Annotated in this window: 24 protein-coding genes; 19 read left to right on the forward strand and 5 right to left on the reverse strand. The window is 63.5% G+C overall.

What is annotated here, in order from left to right:
• Positions 1-93 precede the first annotated feature (93 nt).
• Positions 94-981 carry an HDOD domain-containing protein gene (locus B4920_RS07065; RefSeq protein WP_079433907.1) on the forward strand — a complete coding sequence of 296 codons (888 nt, stop codon included), beginning with the start codon at positions 94-96 and terminating at the stop codon, positions 979-981.
• Between the two features lie 6 nt (positions 982-987).
• Here B4920_RS07065 and B4920_RS07070 read toward each other — a convergent pair whose 3' ends face one another.
• A complete protein-coding gene (locus tag B4920_RS07070) occupies positions 988-2,895 on the reverse strand; it encodes an ATP-binding cassette domain-containing protein (RefSeq protein ID WP_079433908.1) in 1,908 nt (635 codons plus the stop codon).
• Here B4920_RS07070 and hemP point away from each other — a divergent pair.
• The 4 genes from hemP (at position 2,851) to B4920_RS07085 (ending at position 4,563) form a co-directional block, all read left to right on the forward strand.
• The gene (gene hemP, locus B4920_RS30370) at positions 2,851-3,300 is read left to right on the forward strand and encodes a hemin uptake protein HemP (RefSeq protein WP_254050860.1); all 450 of its coding nucleotides are present in this window, start codon (positions 2,851-2,853) and stop codon (positions 3,298-3,300) included. The genes B4920_RS07070 and hemP overlap by 45 nt on opposite strands.
• Positions 3,297-3,467, forward strand: a complete 171-nt coding sequence (locus B4920_RS29470) for a hypothetical protein (protein ID WP_161493255.1) — start codon at positions 3,297-3,299, stop codon at positions 3,465-3,467. The genes hemP and B4920_RS29470 overlap by 4 nt, the downstream gene beginning before the upstream one ends.
• Positions 3,468-3,506: 39 nt before the next feature.
• The gene (locus B4920_RS07080; protein ID WP_079433909.1) at positions 3,507-3,737 is read left to right on the forward strand and encodes a (2Fe-2S)-binding protein; all 231 of its coding nucleotides are present in this window, start codon (positions 3,507-3,509) and stop codon (positions 3,735-3,737) included.
• 172 nt (positions 3,738-3,909) lie between these two features.
• Positions 3,910-4,563 carry a TetR/AcrR family transcriptional regulator gene (locus B4920_RS07085; RefSeq protein ID WP_079433910.1) on the forward strand — a complete coding sequence of 218 codons (654 nt, stop codon included), beginning with the start codon at positions 3,910-3,912 and terminating at the stop codon, positions 4,561-4,563.
• A 42-nt stretch (positions 4,564-4,605) separates the two neighbouring features.
• Here the strand turns inward: B4920_RS07085 and glcC are convergent, their stop codons facing one another.
• Positions 4,606-5,394, reverse strand: coding sequence for a transcriptional regulator GlcC (gene glcC, locus B4920_RS07090; protein WP_079433911.1), 789 nt, complete (start codon positions 5,392-5,394; stop codon positions 4,606-4,608).
• Between the two features lie 247 nt (positions 5,395-5,641).
• Here glcC and glcD point away from each other — a divergent pair, with 247 nt between their 5' ends.
• The 6 genes from glcD to B4920_RS07120 are packed head-to-tail and all read left to right on the forward strand — an operon-like array spanning position 5,642 to position 12,099.
• Complete coding sequence (gene glcD, locus B4920_RS07095) at positions 5,642-7,141, forward strand: glycolate oxidase subunit GlcD (protein WP_079433912.1); 1,500 nt, start codon at positions 5,642-5,644, stop codon at positions 7,139-7,141.
• A complete protein-coding gene (gene glcE, locus B4920_RS07100; RefSeq protein ID WP_079433913.1) occupies positions 7,141-8,208 on the forward strand; it encodes a glycolate oxidase subunit GlcE in 1,068 nt (355 codons plus the stop codon). The genes glcD and glcE overlap by 1 nt, the downstream gene beginning before the upstream one ends.
• Positions 8,209-8,247: 39 nt before the next feature.
• The gene (glcF, locus tag B4920_RS07105; protein WP_079433914.1) at positions 8,248-9,471 is read left to right on the forward strand and encodes a glycolate oxidase subunit GlcF; all 1,224 of its coding nucleotides are present in this window, start codon (positions 8,248-8,250) and stop codon (positions 9,469-9,471) included.
• Between the two features lie 44 nt (positions 9,472-9,515).
• A complete protein-coding gene (locus tag B4920_RS07110) occupies positions 9,516-9,917 on the forward strand; it encodes a heme-binding protein (RefSeq protein WP_079433915.1) in 402 nt (133 codons plus the stop codon).
• Between the two features lie 59 nt (positions 9,918-9,976).
• Positions 9,977-11,638: an L-lactate permease gene (locus B4920_RS07115; RefSeq protein WP_079433916.1), complete on the forward strand. Its 1,662-nt coding sequence runs from the start codon at positions 9,977-9,979 to the stop codon at positions 11,636-11,638.
• 14 nt (positions 11,639-11,652) lie between these two features.
• Positions 11,653-12,099, forward strand: a complete 447-nt coding sequence (locus tag B4920_RS07120) for a universal stress protein (RefSeq protein WP_079433917.1) — start codon at positions 11,653-11,655, stop codon at positions 12,097-12,099.
• A gap of 164 nt (positions 12,100-12,263) precedes the next feature.
• On the opposite strand, the gene htpG is transcribed toward B4920_RS07120, so the two are convergent.
• A complete protein-coding gene (htpG, locus tag B4920_RS07125) occupies positions 12,264-14,180 on the reverse strand; it encodes a molecular chaperone HtpG (RefSeq protein WP_079433918.1) in 1,917 nt (638 codons plus the stop codon).
• A gap of 148 nt (positions 14,181-14,328) precedes the next feature.
• On the opposite strand from htpG, the gene B4920_RS07130 reads away from it, so the two are divergent.
• Complete coding sequence (locus B4920_RS07130) at positions 14,329-16,065, forward strand: ATP-binding protein (RefSeq protein WP_161493256.1); 1,737 nt, start codon at positions 14,329-14,331, stop codon at positions 16,063-16,065.
• 13 nt (positions 16,066-16,078) lie between these two features.
• Here B4920_RS07130 and greB read toward each other — a convergent pair whose 3' ends face one another.
• Positions 16,079-16,633 carry a transcription elongation factor GreB gene (greB, locus tag B4920_RS07135; RefSeq protein ID WP_079433920.1) on the reverse strand — a complete coding sequence of 185 codons (555 nt, stop codon included), beginning with the start codon at positions 16,631-16,633 and terminating at the stop codon, positions 16,079-16,081.
• A gap of 97 nt (positions 16,634-16,730) precedes the next feature.
• Positions 16,731-16,964 (reverse strand): DUF3567 family protein, encoded by a 234-nt coding sequence (locus B4920_RS07140; RefSeq protein WP_079433921.1) that lies wholly within the window; start codon positions 16,962-16,964, stop codon positions 16,731-16,733.
• Positions 16,965-17,133: 169 nt separating this feature from the next.
• On the opposite strand from B4920_RS07140, the gene B4920_RS07145 reads away from it, so the two are divergent.
• The 7 genes from B4920_RS07145 to B4920_RS07175 all read left to right on the forward strand — a co-directional run bounded on the left by B4920_RS07145 (position 17,134) and on the right by B4920_RS07175 (position 22,214).
• On the forward strand, positions 17,134-17,358 hold the full coding sequence (locus B4920_RS07145) for a YdcH family protein (protein ID WP_079433922.1): 225 nt from the start codon (positions 17,134-17,136) through the stop codon (positions 17,356-17,358).
• 33 nt (positions 17,359-17,391) lie between these two features.
• Complete coding sequence (locus tag B4920_RS07150) at positions 17,392-18,696, forward strand: O-acetylhomoserine aminocarboxypropyltransferase (RefSeq protein WP_079433923.1); 1,305 nt, start codon at positions 17,392-17,394, stop codon at positions 18,694-18,696.
• Between the two features lie 14 nt (positions 18,697-18,710).
• Complete coding sequence (locus tag B4920_RS07155) at positions 18,711-19,550, forward strand: alpha/beta fold hydrolase (protein ID WP_079433924.1); 840 nt, start codon at positions 18,711-18,713, stop codon at positions 19,548-19,550.
• Positions 19,551-19,605: 55 nt separating this feature from the next.
• Complete coding sequence (locus B4920_RS07160; protein ID WP_079433925.1) at positions 19,606-20,406, forward strand: DUF2189 domain-containing protein; 801 nt, start codon at positions 19,606-19,608, stop codon at positions 20,404-20,406.
• Between the two features lie 134 nt (positions 20,407-20,540).
• Positions 20,541-21,248, forward strand: coding sequence for an SIMPL domain-containing protein (locus B4920_RS07165; RefSeq protein WP_079433926.1), 708 nt, complete (start codon positions 20,541-20,543; stop codon positions 21,246-21,248).
• A complete protein-coding gene (gene dtd, locus B4920_RS07170; RefSeq protein ID WP_079433927.1) occupies positions 21,245-21,682 on the forward strand; it encodes a D-aminoacyl-tRNA deacylase in 438 nt (145 codons plus the stop codon). The genes B4920_RS07165 and dtd overlap by 4 nt, the downstream gene beginning before the upstream one ends.
• Positions 21,651-22,214, forward strand: a complete 564-nt coding sequence (locus tag B4920_RS07175; protein WP_079433928.1) for a C40 family peptidase — start codon at positions 21,651-21,653, stop codon at positions 22,212-22,214. The genes dtd and B4920_RS07175 overlap by 32 nt, the downstream gene beginning before the upstream one ends.
• Positions 22,215-22,462 lie beyond the last annotated feature (248 nt).

Genomic DNA, 22,462 nt, shown 5'->3' on the forward strand with positions numbered 1-22,462 from the left:
TATAGCCCTGCCGACCTGACGCCAAGCCGCGCCACGCCTCAATACCACAGGCAAAATGCCGTAAATGGATTCATCGCCCGCAGGAATAACAACATGGCCCTGATCAACGTCCCCTTCGAGACCCTGGATTCCTACATCGCGTTCTTCAGCCAGCAGCCTCTGCCCGTCCTCAAGCATACGGTGAAGGAGCTGCAGGCGATGCGTGAGCGGGAGGAGCACATCAATGGCCGCACCGTGGCCGCGCTGGTGCTGGGCGATCCGATGATGACCCTGCGGGTACTGATTCATCTCGAGGAAAACCGGCGCGCCCGTCAGAACCACGACATCACGACCATCGAACGGGCGGTCATGATGATGGGCATCTCGCCCTTCCTGAAGGCATTTTCCGATCTGCCGACCATCGAGGGGCAGATCGCCGCCTACCCGAAGGCCCTGGTCGGCCTGCTGAAAGTCATCAGCCGTGCCCGCCGTGCAGCACGCTACGCCCGCGACTGGGCCATCGTACGCCACGACCTGGACGTGGACGAGATCACCGTCGCGGCCCTGCTGTCCGAAGTGACGGAAATCCTGTGCTGGTGTTTTGCGCCCAATCTGACCTACCAGGTCTACGAGATGCAGCACATCGACCGGACCCTGCGCTCGGCCTCCGCCCAGAAGTCGATCTTCAACTTCTCGGCGCGGGAGCTGCAGCTGGCCCTGGTGCACCACTGGCGCCTGCCCGAGCTGCTGGTGTCCATGCTGGACGAACGGCAGATCGAAAACCCACGGGTGCGCACCGTTCAACTGGCCAACAGCCTGGCCCGCCACACGGCGCTCGGCTGGGACGATCCGGCGATTCCCGACGACCTCAGCGCAATCACCGAGTTGCTGCACATCAACCGGGAGACGCTGCTCAGCCGACTGTCCGTGCCCCACGAAGCCGTCGAAACGCTGCTCGGCGCAGGCGGAGATCCTTTGGGGGCGATGCCGCCGCCCCTCTGAAAATGCTCACTTGCCTGTGCCGCGGGACTCTAGTTCCTCCCAGCGCAGCATGGCGGCCTCGATCTCACCTTCCAATGCCTGCAAGCGCGTATTGAGGGTTGGTACGTCCTGCGGTGCGTCCCGGTAAGTGGCCGGATCGTTGAGGCGGGCCTGGATGCTCCCCTGCTCCTCTTCCAGCGCCGCGATCCGGTCCGGCAGAGCTTCCAGCTCCCGTTGCTCCTTCCAGCTCAGCTTGACCGGCTTCGCCGCCTGCGGCGTGGGCTCTTCCTTTTTCGGCGGAACCGGCTTCGGCGCCGATGCCGGCTTGGTGACCTCTGGGGCGGGACGCACGCGCAACCAGTCTTCGTAACCGCCGGCGTATTCCTTCCAGTTGCCGTTGCCTTCCGCGGCAATCACCTGGGTCACCACATTGTCGAGGAAGGCCCGGTCGTGGCTGACCAGGAACACCGTGCCGTCGTACTGGGCGAGCAGGTCCTCCAGCAGGTCGAGAGTCTCGATGTCGAGGTCGTTGGTCGGCTCGTCGAGCACCAGCACATTGGCCGGACGGGCGAACAGGCGGGCCAGCAGCAGGCGGTTGCGTTCGCCCCCGGACAGGGACTTGACCGGCGAACGGGCCCGTTGCGGCGAGAACAGGAAGTCCTCCAGGTAACCGATGACGTGGGTCCGGTGGCCGGCGATTTCCACGTAGTCGGAGCCCGGGCTGATGACTTCCGTCAGCGGCGCCTCGGGGTCCAGTTGGGCGCGCAACTGGTCGAAGTAGGCCACCGTCTGGCGCGTGCCGCGCTTGATCGTGCCCTCGTCGGCTTCGAGCTCGCCGAGGATCAGTTTAAGCAACGTGGTCTTGCCGGCGCCATTGGGGCCGATCAGGCCGATGCGGTCGCCGCGCAGGATGCGCGTCGAGAAATCGCGGACAATCTGGCGCTCACCGAAGCGCTTGTTCACATGGGTCAGCTCGGCCACCAGCTGGCCGCTGCCCTCGCCCCGGTCCAGCGCCAGCTTGACGTTGCCGAAACGGTCCCGACGCGCGCTGCGCTCCTTGCGCAAGGCTTCCAGCCGGCGCACGCGGCCCTCATTACGGGTCCGCCGTGCCTCGACGCCTTTCCGGATCCACACCTCCTCCTGCGCCAGCAGCTTGTCGAAGCGCGCATTGGCCTTTTCCTCGGCATCGAGCTGCTCCGCCTTGCGCAGCTGGTAGTCGCTGAAGCGGCCCGGGAAGCTGCTCAGCGCGCCGCGGTCGAGCTCGACGATGCGGGTTGCCACATGATCGAGGAAGACCCGGTCGTGGGTGATCACCACCACTGCGCCAGGAAAATCGCGGATCAGCCCCTCGAGCCACAGGATGCCGTCGATGTCCAGGTGGTTGGTCGGTTCGTCGAGCAACAGTATTTCGGGTTCGCCGACCAGCGCGCGGGCCAGCGCCACCCGCTTGATGCCACCGCCGGACAGGCTGCCGACAACCGCCTCGCCCGACAACTTGAGCTGGGCCAGCACCTGCTCGACGCGCTGTTCGAGACGCCAGGCCTGGGCATCCTCGACGCGGTGCTGGAGTTCTTCCAGCCGCGCCAGATTCGCCGCGCTGGCATCGTCGGCCACCGCCAGCATGGCCTCGTGGTAGTCCACCAACAGGCGGGCCACGTCGCCGAGACCATCGGCAACAGTTTCAAACACCGTGCGCTCCAGCGGGAAGTCCGCCTCCTGGGGCACATAGGCCACCCGCGCCCCAGGCTGCCGCCACAGGCGCCCGTCGTCCAGCATCGCCTGACCGGCCAGCGCCTTCAGCAGGCTCGACTTGCCGCTGCCGTTGCGACCGATCAGCGCAACCCTCTCACCGGGGTCGAGCTGGAAACTAGCCTTGTCGAGCAAGGCGACGTGGCCGAAGGCGAGGCAGGCATCATCGAGGGTGATCAGCGGCATGGTGCAAATAGTAAGACTGCAGAAGGGGCTGGATTCTACCTCGCGGCAGCGGCCTTCCGCCGGCCATATGGCTTTCGCGCATGGGGAGTGCAGCGCGCTTACCGATCACACGTTGAAAAGAACAGCACCGCAAAAATTTTCTTCACAAGCCTGTTGACGAAAACAGTTCTCAGCTATTTAATAGGAACCGTTCTCATTAGCATTCATGTCCAAGTGGAAAACCTTAACGCTCCGGCCCAGCTCCCGTCCTCCGACGCAGCAATCAATGCCGACGCCGGCCAGTTCGAGTCGCCGATCCGGAGCAAGGATCTCTTCAACGAGCGCAGCTGCGTGTTCATCGAGCATGAAGGCATGATTTATGCGCTTCGTGCAACACGTGCAGGCAAACTGATACTGACAAAATGACGACATCCGCCCGACTCCGCCATCGCGACGGCCTTCCCGGCCACTGGACCGAACCCAGCGGCGAGCGCCCGCTGTCTCCCGCCGGCCTCGCAGCCCTGTTGTGCCTTGGCATCGCCGGCTGTATCACGGCAGCGAGCCTTGTATTGCGCCTCTATCCCATCGTCTGAGCAACCCACCTCAATCCCGGGTGTGAAGGAAACAAGACAATGTACGTTTGCATCTGTCGTGCAGTGACTGAAAAGCACATCGAATCCGCCGTCCAGGCCGGTGCGCGGCGTTTGCGCGATCTGCGGGAACAGCTCGGCGTAACGGAAGAATGCGGACGGTGCGCCAAGTGCGCCAAGCAGTGTCTCGATGGGGCTGTCGAGCAGGCCTGCGCGTCCACCTGTGGCAGCGTTGTCGATTACGCCTACACGCCACTGCAGATCGCGGCCTGAGATTTCCCTCACGATGGCCTGGTGCATCCGGGCGGATGTGCCAGCCTATGGTGGGCACGCCCCACCAATTACCGACCAAAAGTTTTTAGCCTGACGCGATAAAGCCGGTGGCAGATGTGGGGTATATCGGTTATCTTTATGGGCCCATCAAAATTTACCCGGGCCCAGCGACATGCCCACCCGCACCACTCCCGGCATCGACTCCAGCGCTCTACGTCCCCGCAAGCGTCTCACCCCCGATACCCGCATTCCCCTGATACTTGACGCAGCCCTGGCCGAATTCTCGACCCATGGCTATAGCGCCACGCGCGTGGACGACATCGCAAATCGGGCGGGGCTCTCGAAAGGCGGCTTCTACGCCCACTTCTCCGGTAAGGACGCGGTTTTCGAAGCGCTCTTACGACGCTCCCTCACGCTGCCGACGCTGGATATCGAAGCACTACTGGAATCTGCCACCGACATCCGCACGATGCTCGAACAGCTGGTGGATCAACTGCATACCCACCTGGACGACACCACCCGGCGCGCCACCACCCGTCTTCTACTGACCGAAGGCCACCGCCTTCCCGACATCGTGAGCCTTTGGCGGCAGAGCACCGTGGACAACCTGCACGTACAGCTCGGAGCCCTGTTGCGTCGCTGCGTCGAGCGCGGCCTGTGCCGGGACAGCATGGTGGTCCACCACCCCTGGCTGATCCTGTCGCCGGTCGTGCACCAGTTGTTCCAGCAGCTGTCCTCTGCCGCCGTGATGCCGCTGCAGCGACGTGAAGCACGCGCCGCCCACGTCCAGATGCTGTGCGAACTGCTCGCCCCCGCAACCCGCTGAAGCCAGTCCCCGACGCCCACCGGACGCGAACAGATCCCGGCTCTAACGATCCACTCCCAGCCGCATCGGCGCTCGCACGAGGCGCTGCTCCTCCTGCTCGATCTCCAGAAAGGTGTCGCGCAGGCTGTTGATGTGCTCGCAGGCCACGCGGCCGGCCTTTTCCGAATCCCTGTCCATCACGGCACGGTAGATCCGCTCGTGGTGGCGGTCCAGCACGCGTTTGTGCGCCGGGCGATGGTAGAGATTGCTCACCGACGCCAGCACGCTGCTGAGCATCAGGTCCGACAGGGATTGCAGCGTATGCACCAGCACCGGGTTGTGCGACGCATCGTTGATCGCCCGGTGGAAAGCATGATCGGCGCGAGCATGCTCTTCCAGCGTCACCCCTTCCCCTTGCTCCTGCAGGCTTTGTAGCTCCTCGTAGCGCCGCCGGATCAACAGGAAATCCACTGGCGTCCCCCGCTGGGCAGCCAGCCGGGCCGCCTCGCTCTCCAGGATCGCCCGCACTTCCAGCAGATCGTACAAGGTGCGCGGCTGGGAATTGAACAAGTGCATCAGCGGCGTCATGTCCCGGTCGACGGACAGACGTGCCACGTAGGATCCGCGTCCGTGCTGCGTATCGATGATGCCCAGTCCACGCAGCACGCGCAGCCCCTCCCGCAGGGCCGTCCGCGACGTCCCCAGCTTCTCGCACAAACGCCGCTCGGACGGCAACACCTCCCCCACCTTCAGGATGCCGTCGATGATCAGCCGCTCGATCCGCTCGGCGACCACATCGGCCACCTGCTTGCGCTCGGTGGCCACGAACGGGGCACTGGCGAGGTCTTTCAAAGTGGTCCTACCAGTTGATTCGGGCACCGCAGCATCTCTCCCCTGACGATCCAATCACATTGAATTCAAAGGATTTATCTTTCAATAAGGGAAAACATGTATTCGAAAAAACTGGTATGACCACTTGAAAAGTGCTTTTTTTTCAGTGTCTTCGAAACTTAGTATCGCCCATCCAGTGCGCTCGGTCGGGTCACCCGATCCCCGCCGCACACGCAAAACCGAACCGGAACCTCCAGGGCCTGCTGCCATGAACATCCTCTACGACGAAAAGATCGACGGCAAACTCCACCATGTGGACCGCGCCGAGCTGATGGCCGCCATGCGCGCTGCGATGCCCGATCTGGAAATCCTGCACACCCACGAAGATCTCAAGCCCTTTGAGTGCGACGGCCTGGCGGCTTATCGCACCACGCCGCTGCTGGTCGTGCTGCCCGAGCGCCTCGATCAGGTGGAAACCCTGCTCAAGCTGTGCCACCGCATGCACGTGCCCGTGGTTGCCCGCGGCGCCGGCACCGGCCTATCCGGCGGCGCGCTGCCCCTGGAACAGGGCGTACTGCTGGTGATGGCGCGCTTCAACCGCATCCTCGAAGTGAATCCGGAAGGCCGCTTCGCCCGCGTCCAGCCCGGCGTACGCAACCTGGCCATTTCCCAGGCTGCCGAGCCCTTCGGCCTCTACTACGCGCCGGACCCGTCGTCGCAGATCGCCTGTTCCATCGGCGGCAACGTGGCCGAAAACGCTGGCGGCGTGCACTGCCTGAAGTACGGCCTGACCGTGCACAACCTGCTGAAGGTCGAAGCCCTGACCATCGAAGGCGAGCGCGTCACTCTCGGCAGCGATGCACTTGACGCCGCCGGCTTCGACCTGCTGGCCCTGTTCACCGGTTCGGAAGGCCTGCTCGGTGTGGTCACCGAAGTCACCGTCAAGCTGCTGCCCAAGCCCCAGGTGGCCCGCGTGCTGATGGCCAGCTTCGATTCCGTCGAAAAGGCCGGCAAGGCGGTGGCCGACATCATCTCCGCCGGCATCATCCCCGGCGGCCTCGAAATGATGGACAAGCTGGCCATCCGGGCCGCCGAGGACTTCATCCATGCCGGCTACCCGGTGGATGCCGAGGCCATCCTTCTGTGCGAGCTCGACGGCGTCGAGGCCGACGTCCAGGACGACATCGAGCGCGTGCGCACGGTGCTCACCACCGCCGGCGCCACCGACGTGCAGCTGGCACGGGACGAAGCCGAGCGCATCAGGTTCTGGGCCGGGCGCAAGAACGCCTTCCCGGCCGTTGGCCGCATGTCTCCGGACTACTACTGCATGGACGGCACCATCCCGCGCAAGCAGTTGCCGGCCGTGCTGAAGGGCACCGCCGAGCTGTCCGTCGAGTACGGCCTGCGGGTCGCCAACGTGTTCCACGCCGGCGACGGCAACATGCACCCGCTGATCCTCTTCGATGCCAACCAACCCGGCGAATTCGAGCGGGCCGAAGCCCTCGGCGGCAAGATCCTCGAACTGTGCGTCGCGGTGGGCGGCACCATCACCGGCGAACACGGCGTCGGCCGCGAGAAGATCAACCAGATGTGCGTGCAGTTCAACAGCGACGAGCTGACCTTCTTCCACGCCGTAAAGGCCGCCTTCGACCCGGCCGGCCTCCTCAACCCCGGCAAGAACATCCCGACCCTGCACCGCTGCGCCGAGTTCGGTGCGATGCACATCCACCACGGCCACCTGCCCTTCCCCGAACTGGAGCGTTTCTGATGAGCGAGCACACCCACGACGCCGACCAGGCCGAAGCCCTGCTGGCCCAGATTCAGGCAGCCCTGGCAGCCGGCACGCCGCTCTCCATTACCGCGGGTGGCAGCAAGGCCTTCTACGGCCGCGAGGTGAACGGCACGCCGCTGGACGTCCGCGGCCACCGGGGCATCGTCAGCTACGATCCGGCCGAACTGGTCATCACCGCCCGTGCCGGCACGCCGCTGGCCGAACTGAATGCGGCTCTCGACGCCGGTGGCCAGATGCTGCCCTGCGAAGCACCCGACTTCAGCGGCAGCGCCACCGTCGGCGGCATGGTCGCGGCCGGCCTGTCCGGCCCGCGCCGCCCGTGGGTCGGCTCCGTGCGTGACTTCGTGCTCGGCTGCCGCATCATCACCGGCCACGGCAAGCACCTGCGCTTTGGCGGCGAGGTCATCAAGAACGTGGCCGGCTACGACGTCTCCCGTCTGATGACCGGCACCCTCGGCTGCCTGGGCCTGATCACCGAAGTCTCCTTCAAGGTCCTGCCCAAGCCCCGCGCCAGCCTGACCCTGCGCCTCGAGATGGATCGCCCGCGGGCCCTGCGCAAGTTCGCCGAATGGGGCCAGCAGTCCCTGCCGATCAGCGGCGCCTGCCAGGACGGGGGCACCACGCTGCTGCGCCTGGAGGGTGGCGAGAGTTCCGTGAAGGCCGCCCGCGCGCTGCTCGGCGGTGAGGAAGTATCGGCGGATTTCTGGGACGGCCTGCGCAACCACCAGCTCGGTTTCTTCAAGGACCCGCGCTCCCTGTGGCGCCTGGCGGTGGGCAACAACCGCACGCCGGCCGATCTGCCCGGCGACGCGCTGATCGACTGGGGCGGCGCCCAGGTGTGGCTGAAGACCACCGCCGACGCCACCCAGCTGCGCACGCTGGCCGCCCAGGCCGGCGGCCACGCCGACTGCTACACCCCCGGCGTCACCGACGGCCCCCTGCCGCCGCTGCCCGACACGCTGATGCGCTACCACCGCCAGCTCAAGGCCCAGCTCGATCCACAAGGCATCTTCAACCCCGGCCGTATGTACGCCGGGCTGTAAGCACCACCACGCCTTCCCCATTTCCGGATCAGATACGCCATGCAAACCAACCTGAGCGAAGCGGCCCGTCATCGCCACGGCGCAGACGTGGCCGAGAGCGTGCTGCGGAGCTGCGTGCACTGCGGCTTCTGCAATGCCACCTGCCCCACCTACCAGCTTCTCGGCAACGAGCTGGACGGGCCCCGCGGCCGCATCTACCTGATGAAGCAGATGTTCGAAACCGGCGAGGTCAGCGAGAGCACTCGCACCCACCTGGACCGCTGCCTCACCTGCCGCAACTGCGAGACCACCTGCCCGTCCGGCGTGCAGTACCACAAGCTGCTGGACATCGGCCGCGCAGCCGTCGAGGAACTGGTGCCGCGCAGCACCGGCGAGCGCCTGCGCAACCTGGCGCTGCGCGCGATCGTTCCCAACCCCGAGCGCGTCAAGGCCGCCCTCGGCGTTGCATCTACGCTGCGCGCCTTCCTGCCCGCCTCGGTGGCCGACAAGCTGCCGCGCCACCAGTACGCCCCCAAACCCCGCCCCACCGCGCGCCAGAGCCGCGTCGTGCTGATGCTGGAAGGCTGCGTGCAGCCAGGCGTATCGCCCAACACCAACGCCGCCGCGGCGCGCATCCTCGACCGCCTGGGGATCTCCGTCCAGCCCGCGCCGGCAGCAGGCTGCTGCGGCGCCGTGGATTACCACCTCAACGCCCAGGAAGCCGGCCTCGACCGGGCCCGCCGCAACATCGACGCCTGGTGGCCGGCCATCGAAGACGGTGCCGAAGCCATCGTGCAGACCGCCAGCGGCTGCGGCGCCTTCGTCAAGGAGTACGGTTTCCTGCTGCGTGACGACCCGGCCTACCGGGACAAAGCCGCACGCGTGAGCGCTCTGGCCAAGGACCTCGTCGAGGTACTCGCCCGCGAACCGCTGGAAAAGCTCGGCGTACAGGCCGACAAGCGGCTCGCCTTCCATTGCCCGTGCACGCTGCAGCACGCCCAGAAGCTGGGCGGCGCCGTGGAAGGCGTGCTGCGGCGCGTCGGCTTCGCGCTCACCGCGGTGCCCGACGGCCACCTGTGCTGCGGCTCCGCCGGCACCTATTCGATCACCCAGCCCGAGCTGTCCCGCCAACTGCGCGACCGCAAGATGGACGCACTGGAAAGCGGCAAGCCCCAGCTGATCGCCACCGCCAACATCGGCTGCCAGATGCATCTGGACGGCGCCGGACGCACCGAGGTCCGCCACTGGATCGAGATCGTCGAGGACACCCTGCCCTCCCAATAAGACCAATCCCAACCCAGACAGAGACCACAACAGGAACAAGCACCATGCAAACCAAATCCTTCCTTACCCGTGAAGACGCCATCCGCATCCTCGACGCCGCCCGCACCGAAGCCCAGCACAACAACTGGGCGGTCAGCGTGGCGGTGGTCGATGACGGCGGTCACCCGCTGGCCTTCGAACGCCTGGACGGCTGCGCGGCGATCGGCGCCTACATCGCTACCGAGAAAGCCCGGACTGCCGCCCTCGGCCGTCGGGAGTCCCGCCTGTATGAGGAGATGATCAACGCCGGACGCAATGCCTTTCTTTCCGCGCCCGGCCTGAATGCCATGCTGGAAGGCGGCGTACCCATCATCGTCGATGGCCACGTCGTCGGTGCCGTCGGGGTGTCCGGGGTCAAGCCCGACCAGGATTCCCAGGTGGCCCGCGCTGGCGTAGCCGCGGCCTGACAAGCCGCAAACGCAGCACCACACCTCAGCACCAAACCAATAAAAGAGGAGACAAGACGATGGTATGGCAACAGACCTACGACCCGCTCGGCAGCATGCTGTTGAGTACGCTGGTCGCTGCAATCCCCGTGGCGGTCATGCTGATCGGCCTCGGCTTCCTGCACCTGAAGGCCCACATTGCAGCGGCGGCCGGCCTGGCCAGCGCGCTGCTGATCGCTATTTTTGCTTATGGCATGCCCGCCGAAATGGCCGGCAAGGCAGCCTTCATGGGTGGCCTTACCGGCCTGCTACCGATTGGCTGGATCGTGCTCAACATCATCTTCCTGCATCAGCTCACCGAGCAGAACGGATCGTTCAAGATCCTGCAAGACTCCATCGCCGGCATTACTGAAGACCGGCGCCTGCAACTACTGCTGATCGCCTTCGCCTTCGGCGCCTTCTTCGAAGGTGCGGCCGGCTTCGGCACCCCGGTGGCGGTGACTGCGGCGATCCTGATCGGCCTCGGCTTCTCGCCGCTGGCCGCATCCGGCCTGTCCCTGATCGCCAACACCGCCCCGGTGGCCTACGGCGCCCTCGGCACGCCGATCATCACACTGGCCAAGGTGCATGGCTACGACGTGATGGCCGTGTCGGCGATGGTCGGCCGCCAGCTGCCGTTCTTCTCGGTGCTGGTGCCCTTCTGGCTGATCTGGGCCTTCGCCGGGCGCAAGGGCATGCTGCAGATCTGGCCGGCCATCCTGGTCGCCGGCGTCACCTTTGCGATCCCGCAGTTCATCGTCTCCAACTTCTTCGGCCCCGAGCTGGTGGACGTGATCGCTGCCATGTGCGCGATGATCTGTCTGGTGCTGTTCATGAAGGTCTGGCAGCCCGCCGAAATCTGGCGCTCCACGTCCCTGCGCGGCCATGAGGAGGATGGCGGCAAGGCAGCTCCCGCCACAGCCATCGCCCGGCACCCCACCGGCGACGTAGTGCGTGCCTGGATGCCGTGGTTCATCCTGACGGTGTTCGTCTTCATCTGGGGCCTGCCCGCGGTGAAGGCCTACTTCAACGGCATTTATGCGCCGAAGTTCCCGATCGAAGGACTGCACAAGCTGATCGAGAAGGTGCCGCCGGTCGTCGCCACGCCGACCAAGGAAAGCGCCGAATACGTCTTCGGCCTGCTGTCCGCCACGGGCACCGGCATCTTCGTGGCCGCCATCGTCGGCGGCCTGGCGATGAAGTACAACCCGCTGGCCTTGTTGCGTACCTACGGCAAGACGATCTGGCTGGTCCGCTACTCGCTGATCACCATCGTGCTGATGCTGGCCCTCGGCACCCTGACCCGCTACTCCGGCCTCGATACCACCCTGGGCCTGGCCTTCGCCTCCACGGGTGTGCTGTACCCCTTCTTCGGCACCCTGATGGGATGGCTCGGCGTCGCCCTGACCGGCTCCGACACGGCGTCAAACGTGCTCTTCGGCGGCATGCAGAAGGTTGCGGCAGAACAGCTCGGCCTCAGCCCCAACCTGATGGGCGCCGCCAACAGCTCCGGCGGCGTGATGGGCAAGATGGTGGATGCCCAGTCCATCGTGGTCGCCTCCACCGCCACGCGATGGTTCAACCACGAGGGTGACATCCTGCGCTACGTGTTCTTCCACTCCATCGCCCTGGCCTGCCTGGTGGGCATCTTCGTGACGCTGCAGGCCTATGTCTGGCCGTTCAGCGCCATGGTCATCAAGTAATCGGGAGAGCCCACATGTACAAGCGCATTCTGGTTGCCATCGACAGCAGCGACACCGCCCGCAAGGCCTTCGACGAAGCCCTTCAGCTGGCCAGGCTGGCCAACGCCACGCTGTGCATCGCCCACGCCCTCGACGAGGCGCCGCTGGTTCAGCACGCAATGGGCATCGGCACCTTCATCGACGCCGACAAGATCAAGGACGAGATGCGCCAAGTCGCCGGCCCGGTGCTCGACGAAGCGGTCGCCAAGGCCACAGCCGCCGGCGTCGCAGCCGAGCGCCTACTGATCGAATCGGAAAACAAGCGAACCGCCGAGCAGATCGTCGATGCCGCGCAGAACTGGAACGCCGACCTGATCGTCGCCGGCACCCATGGCCGCCACGGCATGGACCGTCTGCTGGTCGGCAGCGTCGCCGAAAACCTGACCCGGCTGGCGAAGACCTCGCTGCTGCTGGTGCGCTGAGTCTTTCACGGGCTCCAGGCAGAAAAATGGCGGGCCGCGGGGCTCGCCATTTTCATTACTGCATTACCGATGAAGCTACCGAGGGCTCTGTTGTGGGGGCGAATTCACTCGCCCATCACGCGTGCGGCAACCTCCGCGGGCGAATGAATTCGCCCCCACAGCAATCACGCAGCGTTCATTGCCAGCATCAGCTGGTTGATGCGCTTCACGAAGCTCGCCGGATCATCCAGCGTGCCGCCTTCGGCGAGCAGGGCCTGGTCGAACAGTACCGCCGCCCAGTCCTCAAACTGCTTGTCCTCGTACTTGAGGCGCAGCACCACCGGGTGGGCCGGGTTGATCTCGAGGATCGGCTTGGAGATCGGCATGTTCTGGCCGGCCGCCTTCATCAGGCGGGCCAGGTTCATCCCCATGTCGTGCTCGTCGGCCACCAGGCAGGCGGGAGAGTCGGTCAGACGGTGGGTGACGCGGACTTCCTTCACCTTGTCGCCGAGGCTGCTCTTCATCTTGTCGAGCAGATCCTTCAGCTCGCCGGTTTCCTTCTCGACGGCAGCCTTCTCGGCTTCGTCTTCCAGCTTGCCCAGATCGAGGCCGCCCTTGGCGACGGAGGCCAGTTGCTTGCCGTCGAACTCGGTCAGGTTGCCGACCACCCACTCATCGACACGGTTGGAAAGCAGCAGCACCTCGATGCCCTTCTTGCGGAAGATCTCCAGGTGCGGGCTGTTCTTGGCGGCGTTGAAGCTGTCGGCGGTGACGTAATAGATCTTGTCCTGGCCTTCCTTCATGCGGCCGATGTAGTCGGCCAGCGACACGATTTCCTCGGCGGTATCGGCGTTCGTGGAAGCAAAGCGCAGCAGGCCGGCGATCTTCTCCTTGTTGGCGTGATCCTCGCCGACGCCTTCCTTCAGCACCTGACCGAACTCCTTCCAGAAGGTGACGTACTTGTCCTTCTGGTTCTCGGCGAGGTCTTCGAGCAGGCTCAGCACCTTCTTGGTACAACCGGCACGCAGAGTGTCGATGTCCTTGGATTCCTGCAGAATCTCGCGGGACACGTTGAGTGGCAGGTCGTTGGAATCCACCACCCCGCGCACGAAGCGCAGATACATGGGCATCAGCTTCTCGGCGTCGTCCATGATGAAGACGCGGCGAACGTAGAGCTTGACGCCGTGGCGGGCCTGGCGGTCCCACATGTCGAAGGGCGCGTGGCCGGGCACGTAGAGCAGCTGGGTGTACTCGTGGCGGCCTTCGACCTTGGCGTGGGTCCACGCCAGCGGTTCTTCGTAGTCGTGGCCGACGTGCTTGTAGAACTCGGTGTATTCCTCGTCGGTAATGTCCGACTTGGCGCGCGCCCACAGGGCGTTGGCCTTATTGACGGTCTCGTCTTCGTCGGTGAGGACCTGTTCCTTCTTCTCCTCGTCCCACTGCTCCTTCTTCATCACGATGGGCTGCAGGATGTGGTCGGAGTACTTCTGGATGATCGAACGCAGCTTCCAGCTGGACAGCAGGTCGTCCTGGTCATCGCGCAGGTGCAGGGTGATCTCGGTGCCGCGGTCGGCCTTCTCGACGGCTTCGATGGTGTATTCGCCGGCGGTGTCGCCGGTCATCGAACAGGTCCATTGCACCGCGGCATCAGCACCCAGGCCGGCGCGACGGGTACGCACGGTGACCTTGTCAGCCACGATGAAGGCAGAGTAGAAACCGACGCCGAACTGGCCGATCAGGTGGGCGTCCTTCTTCTGGTCGCCGGTCAGCTTGCCGAAGAATTCCTTGGTGCCGGACTTGGCGATGGTGCCCAGGTTGGTCACCACTTCGTCGCGGCTCATGCCGATGCCGTTGTCGGCGATGGTCAGCGTGCGGGCCGCCTTGTCGTAGCCCACGCGGATCTTCAACTCGGCGTCGTTCTCGAACAGCCCACCGTTCTCCAGGGCTTCGAAACGCAGCTTGTCACAGGCGTCGGAGGCATTCGAAACCAGCTCCCGCAGGAAGATCTCCCTGTTCGAATACAGCGAATGGATCATGAGGTGCAGCAGTTGCTTGACCTCGGCCTGGAAGTTCAAGGTTTGCGCGGACGTATCGACAGTCATAAAGCTTGCTCCATAAGAACCGTTAACGATCCCCATATGGGTCTGCCCCGCCGACTTTCAAGCCCCCTGTCCGATGGAACATTCCCGACTCCCCGCCTCCGCGCTTCCGTCGTCGCAGCCTTCGGCTACTGAGGCCGACGCTCCCGTCGTGGCACGCTCACTGCGCTGGCTTCGTCTGGCCATCTGGGTCGCCTTCGCGCTGCTTGCCGCCCTTATCGTCGGCGTCACCACTTCACTGATCCGTTATGACCGCGAGCAGGCTCTGAGGCGCTCGGAGTCGGAGTTGCTGAACCTGACCCGTGTCCTGGAAGAGCACATCGCACGCTCCTTCGGCGAGGCAGAAGGCGCCGTCAACGAAGTCGCCGGACTGGTTGCCCTGCGAGGAGGCATAGATGCCTTCGGCCCAGGAGAACTGCAGACCTTGCTGCAGCAACGCATCCCCAATCTGCCGGAGGCCGAGACCCTGTTCATTGAGAGGGAGGACGGCCGCCTCGCCGTTGATGCAAAAGGGCGGGAACTCGCCGGCCAGGATGAGGCCGGCGCCGATAAGGTGACGATGCCCCCGGTCCTGAAGGACGGTTTCGACATCGGCAGCCCAGGACATCATCATGTCGGCAGCGCGGTCAGCACACCGCTGACCCGCCAGATCTTCGACCCTGCCGGCAAGTACCTGGGCACAGCCGGTGCGGCCATCAGCCACACCTATTTTGGGACCGTATATCGGGAACTGGGGCTTTCCGACCAGGATACGATCCTGGTGATCCACGCTACCCGGCACGTCGTACTGATCCACCACCCCCAGAATGACGCGCTGATCGGCTCGGCCGTCACATGGCCATCGGCGCTTGACGCAACGCCCAACACCCGCAGCCTGGTGCAAACCGGCACGAGCGACAGCGATCCAGCCGAACGCATCCGCGCCTACCGCCGTCTGGCCGACCGTCCGCTGATCATCGGGGCCAGCCGACCGGTGGAGGATGCCCTGTCCGACTTCTATGTGCACCGACGCTACGTCGTGGCAGCAGCCAGCCTGATGCTGGCCCTCCTCGGCTCCCTTGCCTTCAGTCTGCACCGGGTTGCCAACCTGCGCGATGCCGAACGCGAAGCCCTCGCCGAACTCAACGCCTCACTGGAAGAACGGGTCCGACAACGCACCGAGGAACTGGAACAATCCAACCGGGAACTGCTGAGCTTCAGCTATTCGATCTCCCATGACCTGCGGGCACCGCTGCGGGCCATCAATGGTTTTGCCCACGCCCTTGCCGAGGACTACGGAGAACGCCTCGATGCAACGGGGCGCGACTATATCGCCCGCCTCGGCCGGGCGAGCCTGCGGATGGGGGAACTCATCGACGCGCTCCTGCAACTCGCCAGCGTATCGAGACAAGCCCTCAAGATTGTCCCGACCGATGTGAGCGCCATTTCACGCGACATTCTCGACGAGCTGGCGACCACCGCCCCGCAACGGCTGGTACAGAGCCACGTGGAAGACGAGCTGGTCATCGACGCCGACCCGACCCTGATTCGCAACGCACTGCAGAACCTGCTCGGCAACGCCTGGAAGTTCTCCCGCGACAGCCGCCCGGCGATCATCCAGGTGGGCGGACGCCCACACGGGGAAGAACAGCTCTTCTATGTGACCGACAACGGAATCGGTTTCGACATGGCGCATGCCGGCAAACTCTTCGAGCCCTTCCAGCAACTGCATGCACGGAGCGGCTTCGAGGGCTCGGGAATCGGGTTGGCCAGCGTACGCCGCATCATCGAACGCCATGGCGGAACGGTGTGGGTGGAATCAGCGCCGGGAGCCGGCACCACGGTCTTCTTCACACTCCCGCGCAGTCCGGCCATCGTCCGCCGCCCACGTGCGAAACCGGCCAACTGACGTCAACGCCGTCTTACTCGTATCGGATTTCGACCACTTCGATTTCGCGAACGCCCGCCGGGCTGGCAAAACGCACCACATCCCCTTCTTTGGCCTTCAACAACGCACGAGACAGAGGCGCAATCCAGCTGATACGGCCCTCGGACGCATTCGCTTCGTCCACTCCGACGATCTGGTAGGTCTGCTCTTCGTCTCCATCCAGGTCAGATACAGTGACTGTCGCGCCGAAAAAAACCTGCTCGATATTCTCCTGCTCGGACGGCGTCACCACCGTGGCGCCTTCCAGGCGCTTGATCAGGAAACGGATGCGCCGGTCGATCTCCCGAAGGCGCTTCTTGCCGTAGATGTAATCGCCGTTCTCCGAACGATCACCATTGGACGCCGCCCAACGCACGGTCTCGACCAGCTTGGGACGCTCATCGCGCACGAGCTCATCGAGTTCGGCCTTGAGCCGCTCGAATCCGTTGCGGGTCATGTAATTGCGGGTGCCGGGCGGCAGGCTGGGCACACCGGGCGCGGACTCATCGTCCTCGTCCTGGTCACTTTCCTTGACGAAGGCCTTATTCACCCTGAAACACTCCGGAAACAAAACGGTGGGCAATAGTAGGAGCCGCCTGCCTGCCTGGCAAGCGGCTCCAGCTTGCCCTTCACGATCCGGCAGTGTGTCAGTGATAGATCGCCGGCTGGTTCATCAACGACCCATAGTCGGCAATCCACACCTCGAAATCATCCATTTCGGTTGCCGACGATGCCACATCACGCAATTCGCGGCGAAAGCGCTGAGCCGCCTCATCGCGAAACAAGGCTCCGACGCCGCGTCGCTTGTCGATCACCTCGACGGCATCGAGATTGGGATAGTCCACCACATACAGGACAGGATTATTGAGTACCACGTTCATGACAGGCCTCCCGATAGCTAGGTTTTGCCTTTTGGGCATCTGTGCTACTGAAGATGGGAACACATTCCTCTACTTCAAGTTCCCCACCGCCGTTGTATTTCCTGCCACCCGCGCCTAAGATTCCACCGAATCAGCTCGCAGCCGTGCCCCAACCCTCTTCCGACCAGGCATGAACGACAGCAACGAACCCAGCGCCGATGTCACCAGCCTTGCATCCCGGCTGGCGACCCTTACTACTGAGCATCGAGACCTCGACGCCGTCATTTCCCAGATTTCGTCGGCGCCACCGCCGGGCGACGAACTGCTGCTGCGTCGCCTCAAGAAACGCAAACTGCTGGTCAAGGACCGGATAGCCATCATCCAGCGCCTGCTCGATCCGGACATACCGGCCTGAAGCCGGCTCTTTCAACCTCCTATCAGATAACGCATGTCCATCCACCGCAACGCCGGGGCCGAAACACTCGCCCTGCACGCCGGCCAGACACCCGATCCCGTTCATCGTTCCCGGGCCACTCCGATCCACTTCACGACCAGCTACGTTTTCGAAGACAGCGAGCACGCCGCTTCTCTGTTCAATCAAGAGCGGGCCGGTCATGTCTATTCGCGCATATCCAACCCCACCAACGCAGTGCTGGAAGAACGCATTGCGGCGCTGGAAGGCGGCATCGGCGCGATCGCCTGTGCCAGCGGTCAGGCAGCCCTGCTGTTGGCCATCACGACGCTAATGGGTAGTGGCGGCCACATCGTGGCCTCGCGCGCGCTGTACGGTGGCTCCAACAACCTCCTTGCCTACACTCTACCCCGATTCGGCATCGAAACCACTTTCGTCGCCCCCGGTGACCACCAGGGCTGGCGCGCTGCGATCCGACCGGCAACCCGCCTGCTGTTCGGTGAGGCCATCGGCAACCCGGGACTGGAAGTTCTGGACATTCCGGACTTGGCCCAGATCGCCCGGGATGCACGCCTCCCCCTGCTCGTCGATGCCACGCTGGTCACGCCGATGCTGCAGTGTCCGCTCGACCTCGGTGCGAATCTGGTGGTGCACTCGGCCACCAAATTCCTCGGCGGCCATGGGGTCGCCATCGGTGGCTTGCTGGTCGATGGCGGGAACTTCGACTGGGAGGCGTCAGGCGGTCATTTTCCGACACTCACCGAACCGTACGAGGGCTTCCACGGCATGGACTTCGCGGAGGAGTCTCCCGTGGCAGCATTCCTGCTGCGTGCCCGGCGCGAGGGGCTGCGCGACTTCGGTGCCTGCCTGTCGCCCATGAATGCCTTTCAGATACTGCAGGGTATGGAGACCCTGGGCGTGCGAATGGAGCGCCATGTAGCCAATGCGCGTTCGCTTGTGTCCCATCTGGCTGTTCACCCACTGGTGGAGTCCGTCGCCTGGCCCGAACTCGAAAGCCACCCCGACCATCTGTTGGCCGCGCGCCTACTGCCAAAGGGCTGTGGCGGCGTATTCAGTTTCAGCCTCAAGGGCGGACGGCAAGCCGGCTCAACGTTCATCGAGGCACTAAGGGTATTTTCCCATCTGGCCAATGTGGGTGATGCAAAATCGCTGGCAATTCATCCGGCCAGCACGACTCATTTCCGGATGTCACGAAATGCACTGTTGTCGGCAGGCATCACGGAAGGCACGATCCGTCTCTCGGTCGGGCTGGAGTCCGTTTCCGACCTTATCGATGATCTGGACCGCGCACTTTACGCCATCCAGAAGGCCACGGCCTGACTCCGGAACCACGCATGAGACTCAATCTGTCCGGTCACCTGAGCGACCACATCACCTTCTGCTACACCGGCGGCCAGCGCCTTGAGCGCGATCGACCTACGGCACTCTTCATCCATGGGGCCGGGCACGATCATAGCGTGTGGATGCTGCAGACCCGTTACTTTGCCCATCACGGCTGGAACGTCATCGCCCCTGATCTTCCGGGGCACGGCCGCTCCAGCGGCCCCGCTCTCAAGAGCATCGAGGACCTGGCCCACTGGATCATTACGCTTGCACACAAGCTCGGTACCGAGCGTCCAGTTGTCATCGGCCACAGCATGGGAGCCCTGATCGCACTTCAGGTCGCCGCTACGGCACCCGAGTTGGTAAGCCAGTTGGCCTTGGTAGGCGTCGTGGCTCCGATGCCGGTTGCACCCGCACTACTGGACGCAACGCTATCGAACCGGGACAAGGCCCATGCACTGATCAACCAGTGGTCCTTTGCACCGCACAGTCAGATCGGCGCGAGTGGCGTCCCAGGCATTAATCTCACGGCACTCAACGAACGTTTGATGGAACGCCAGGCGCCGGGCGTGCTGCATACCGACATGGCAGCCTGCAATGCCTATCGCGCGGGCTTCGACGCGGCAGCCCAGGTACGCTGCCCAACCCTGCTGCTGAGCTCCGCGCAAGACAGAATGACTCCCCCAAAGGCGCTTGCGCCGCTCGCTACGGCCTTCAATACCGACTTCCAGCCCACCAGAGTTGTGCTACCCGACGCCGGGCATGCCATGATGTCCGAATCCCCGGGTCAAGTGCTCGATGCCTTGTGGGCCTTCATCAGCTCCCAACCAACCGGACAGGCACCTGCATGAGCTGATCCGGTTGTTGCAAGCCATTAAGTTCCAATAACCATAACGGAGACAAAGCATGGCTCAGCACAATGCCCACCCGGACGACGAAAAGGCCGCCACTACGCTGCCTTTCCCCACCTTGCGCAGCGTAGGCGTCGGTGCACCTTTTCAGTGGATAGCGCGAGGCTTCGGTGATCTCAAGGCATGCCCCGTCGCCAGCCTGTTCTATGGATTCTGCTTCACGGCCATGGGCTTGCTGCTGACCTTCGTATTCGAGCACGCTTACCAATACACCTCCGCCGTCTCCACCGGTTTTCTTCTCCTCGCCCCCTTCTTCGCGATGGGGCTTTACGAACTCTCGCGACGCAGGGAACTCGGCGAACAGTGCGCGCTGACACCGACACTGACGGTATGGCGTCGGAACGCCGGTAACCTGGCAGTATTCGCGGCGGTGCTGACTGTCATCTTCCTGATCTGGGCGCGTGCATCCCTCGTCATCTTCGCAATCTTCTACACACGCGAACTTCCCAATTTATCCGGGTTCCTTGGGCAGGTGCTGTCCTTCGAGAACATCGACTTCCTGCTCGTCTACTTTGGCGTTGGCCTCATATTCGCATTGCTCGTCTTTGCAGTCAGCGTTGTTTCAATTCCATTAATGCTGGACCGCAACCAGGATGCCGTCACCTCGATGATCGCCAGCATGCGGGCCCTGACACTCAATCCGCTTCCACTGCTGATTTGGGCAACGTTGATCGTCGGACTGACCATTCTGGGCTTTCTCAGCTTCCATCTCGGCCTGGTCGTCCTGATGCCCATCGTTGGACACGCCACGTGGCACGCTTATCGGCAACTTGTCGAGCCCCTGCCACCCAGCTGACAATCCCCATATGCATTTCAACCACACTCTCCAGCCCCATCGACGCCAAACGAGCACATGAGCTTTGCCAATACCCCCTGGCTGTGGCGAAATAGGCCAATCTTCACATTCGGTCCGGACCGGAAAATCCTGCCATGCGCATAGCCATATTTGTTTCAAGCAGTCTGGCGCTTCTCTTGTCCGCCACAGGTGTTCATGCAGCCAACGGAGCTTCGCCCCCTGCGCTACCGACAGCTGACATCTCCGTAGAGGCGAGTAGGCCCGCACCCAATGATCAGTTCAGGGCCCAAGTCTATTACGAAACCACCGAAACAAGCCCCGGCGAACTCTCTCGCAAGGTGAATACGGTCATTACTCAGGCTTTACAGACAGCCCGCAGCTATCCTGCCGTCAAGGTCCGTACTGGTGGTAATCTCACCTATCCTGTTTATGGCAAGAATGTGCGGAACATCGAAGCCTGGCGGATGCGCTCCTCGCTGACCCTCGAAGCCCAGGACTCTGCGGCCCTCTCAGAGCTGCTCGGGAAACTTCAGCAATCTATGGTGATCAGCGGACTGAATGCAGCCCCCTCTTCTGAGACCTGGAAGAAGATCGAGGACCAGGCGATCGTGGATGCCCTCGCAGCATTCGAAGCCCGTGCAAAGCTGGTTGCGACCGGCCTCAACAAGAAGTGGAAAATCAAGCACGTCTCCATCAATTCCGGCGGAATTCAGCAAAAACCCATAATGCCGCTCGCCCGTAGTGCGAGCCTGATGGCTGCCGAAGCCGTCGCGGCTCCGATCGAAGCCGGTGACAGCACGGTTAGCGTGTCTGTAAACGGTCAGATCGAACTTCTGGAATGATCGCCCTGATTCAACGCGTCCTTGAAGCCAGGGTGACGGTGGGAGAGCATACCGTCGGCGCCATTGGCCCGGGACTCCTCGCCTTCGTCGCGGTTGAAAAGGCCGACACTTCGACAAACGCCAGTCGGATGGTTGAGCGCCTGCTGACCTATCGCGTTTTCCCGGACGACGCAGGACGGATGAACCGGTCTGTCGTCGATATGGCAGGGGGACTGCTGCTCGTATCCCAGTTCACGCTGGCCGCCGATACCAACAAGGGTACCCGCGCGAGTTTTACGCCCGCAGCAGCACCAGAAATCGCGGAAAAGTTGTTCAGTGAAGTTGTGACCCTGGCTCGGAGCCGCCATCCCAAGGTGGAAACTGGTGAGTTTGGGGCCGAAATGCAGGTCTCCCTTGTAAACCATGGTCCGGTTACGTTTCGCCTCACTGCTTGAGTGGCAGCAGCAGCGCTGCCTACTGCTGGCTCTAGCCCTGCTCACTGGCTGCAGCCAGACGCCGCAACGCCCGCTTTATCCATCGCAGCCAAGTTCAACAACGCCCTCATCCCCTTCTACGCGCAACTGGATCACCCTTCCCCAGCCGGACGATGCACAGGAGGTCGTGCTCTATGCCTTGGGTCTGCTCGACACAGGCTACCGATTTGGAGGCAAAAATCCTTCTGCCGGGCTGGACTGCAGCGGCATGGTCAGCTATATCGTCGAACAGGTGAGCGGACGCAAACTACCCTACAACGCCGCAGGAATTGCCGAACGCACGCGCCCCATTCCGTCCAGAGTGATCCAACCCGGTGATTTGGTGTTCTTCAATACCCTCGGCCGCTCCTTCTCGCACATGGGCATTTATCTTGGCGATGGCAAATTCATCCACGCGCCCAGCAGCAAGGGGAAAGTTCGGGTCGACCGGCTCGACAATCGCTACTTCGCAGAGCGCTTTGAAGGCGCACACACACTAATGCCGGAGGGCTGACGCCAGGGCCTCCTCCTCACTCGAACGCCACAACGGGTAAGCCCCCAGCATTTTCATGCTGATATAGTCACTCCGGGCTGTGGAACGGGCGCCCCCCCCTGCGCCAGAATAGTTGTCGCCTCGATAGAATCCTAAAGAACTCGGGGGCGATGATGAGAGAAGGACGTGGCACGATACGGACAGGAATTCAAGGATAGAGCGGTGGCGCGATTGCTGCCGCCGGAGAGCGCGACGGTGGAGGCCGTCGC

Origin of the sequence: Zoogloea sp. LCSB751 (assembly GCF_002028455.1) — a bacterium.
Classification (GTDB): domain Bacteria; phylum Pseudomonadota; class Gammaproteobacteria; order Burkholderiales; family Rhodocyclaceae; genus Zoogloea.

What these genes read in the sequence shown, in the direction of transcription:
- glcD (WP_079433912.1), top strand. Translation starts at nt 5,642, where the DNA reads ATGAACATCCTCTACGACGAAAAGATCGACGGCAAACTCCACCATGTG.
- B4920_RS29470 (WP_161493255.1), top strand. Translation starts at nt 3,297, where the DNA reads ATGACGACATCCGCCCGACTCCGCCATCGCGACGGCCTTCCCGGCCAC.
- dtd (WP_079433927.1), top strand. Translation starts at nt 21,245, where the DNA reads ATGATCGCCCTGATTCAACGCGTCCTTGAAGCCAGGGTGACGGTGGGA.
- B4920_RS07085 (WP_079433910.1), top strand. Translation starts at nt 3,910, where the DNA reads ATGCCCACCCGCACCACTCCCGGCATCGACTCCAGCGCTCTACGTCCC.
- glcE (WP_079433913.1), top strand. Translation starts at nt 7,141, where the DNA reads ATGAGCGAGCACACCCACGACGCCGACCAGGCCGAAGCCCTGCTGGCC.
- B4920_RS07160 (WP_079433925.1), top strand. Translation starts at nt 19,606, where the DNA reads ATGGCTCAGCACAATGCCCACCCGGACGACGAAAAGGCCGCCACTACG.
- glcF (WP_079433914.1), top strand. Translation starts at nt 8,248, where the DNA reads ATGCAAACCAACCTGAGCGAAGCGGCCCGTCATCGCCACGGCGCAGAC.
- B4920_RS07145 (WP_079433922.1), top strand. Translation starts at nt 17,134, where the DNA reads ATGAACGACAGCAACGAACCCAGCGCCGATGTCACCAGCCTTGCATCC.
- B4920_RS07120 (WP_079433917.1), top strand. Translation starts at nt 11,653, where the DNA reads ATGTACAAGCGCATTCTGGTTGCCATCGACAGCAGCGACACCGCCCGC.
- B4920_RS07080 (WP_079433909.1), top strand. Translation starts at nt 3,507, where the DNA reads ATGTACGTTTGCATCTGTCGTGCAGTGACTGAAAAGCACATCGAATCC.
- B4920_RS07065 (WP_079433907.1), top strand. Translation starts at nt 94, where the DNA reads ATGGCCCTGATCAACGTCCCCTTCGAGACCCTGGATTCCTACATCGCG.
- B4920_RS07150 (WP_079433923.1), top strand. Translation starts at nt 17,392, where the DNA reads ATGTCCATCCACCGCAACGCCGGGGCCGAAACACTCGCCCTGCACGCC.
- B4920_RS07140 (WP_079433921.1), bottom strand. Translation starts at nt 16,964, where the DNA reads ATGAACGTGGTACTCAATAATCCTGTCCTGTATGTGGTGGACTATCCC.
- B4920_RS07155 (WP_079433924.1), top strand. Translation starts at nt 18,711, where the DNA reads ATGAGACTCAATCTGTCCGGTCACCTGAGCGACCACATCACCTTCTGC.
- B4920_RS07110 (WP_079433915.1), top strand. Translation starts at nt 9,516, where the DNA reads ATGCAAACCAAATCCTTCCTTACCCGTGAAGACGCCATCCGCATCCTC.
- B4920_RS07165 (WP_079433926.1), top strand. Translation starts at nt 20,541, where the DNA reads ATGCGCATAGCCATATTTGTTTCAAGCAGTCTGGCGCTTCTCTTGTCC.
- B4920_RS07115 (WP_079433916.1), top strand. Translation starts at nt 9,977, where the DNA reads ATGGTATGGCAACAGACCTACGACCCGCTCGGCAGCATGCTGTTGAGT.
- htpG (WP_079433918.1), bottom strand. Translation starts at nt 14,180, where the DNA reads ATGACTGTCGATACGTCCGCGCAAACCTTGAACTTCCAGGCCGAGGTC.
- B4920_RS07175 (WP_079433928.1), top strand. Translation starts at nt 21,651, where the DNA reads ATGGTCCGGTTACGTTTCGCCTCACTGCTTGAGTGGCAGCAGCAGCGC.
- B4920_RS07070 (WP_079433908.1), bottom strand. Translation starts at nt 2,895, where the DNA reads ATGCCGCTGATCACCCTCGATGATGCCTGCCTCGCCTTCGGCCACGTC.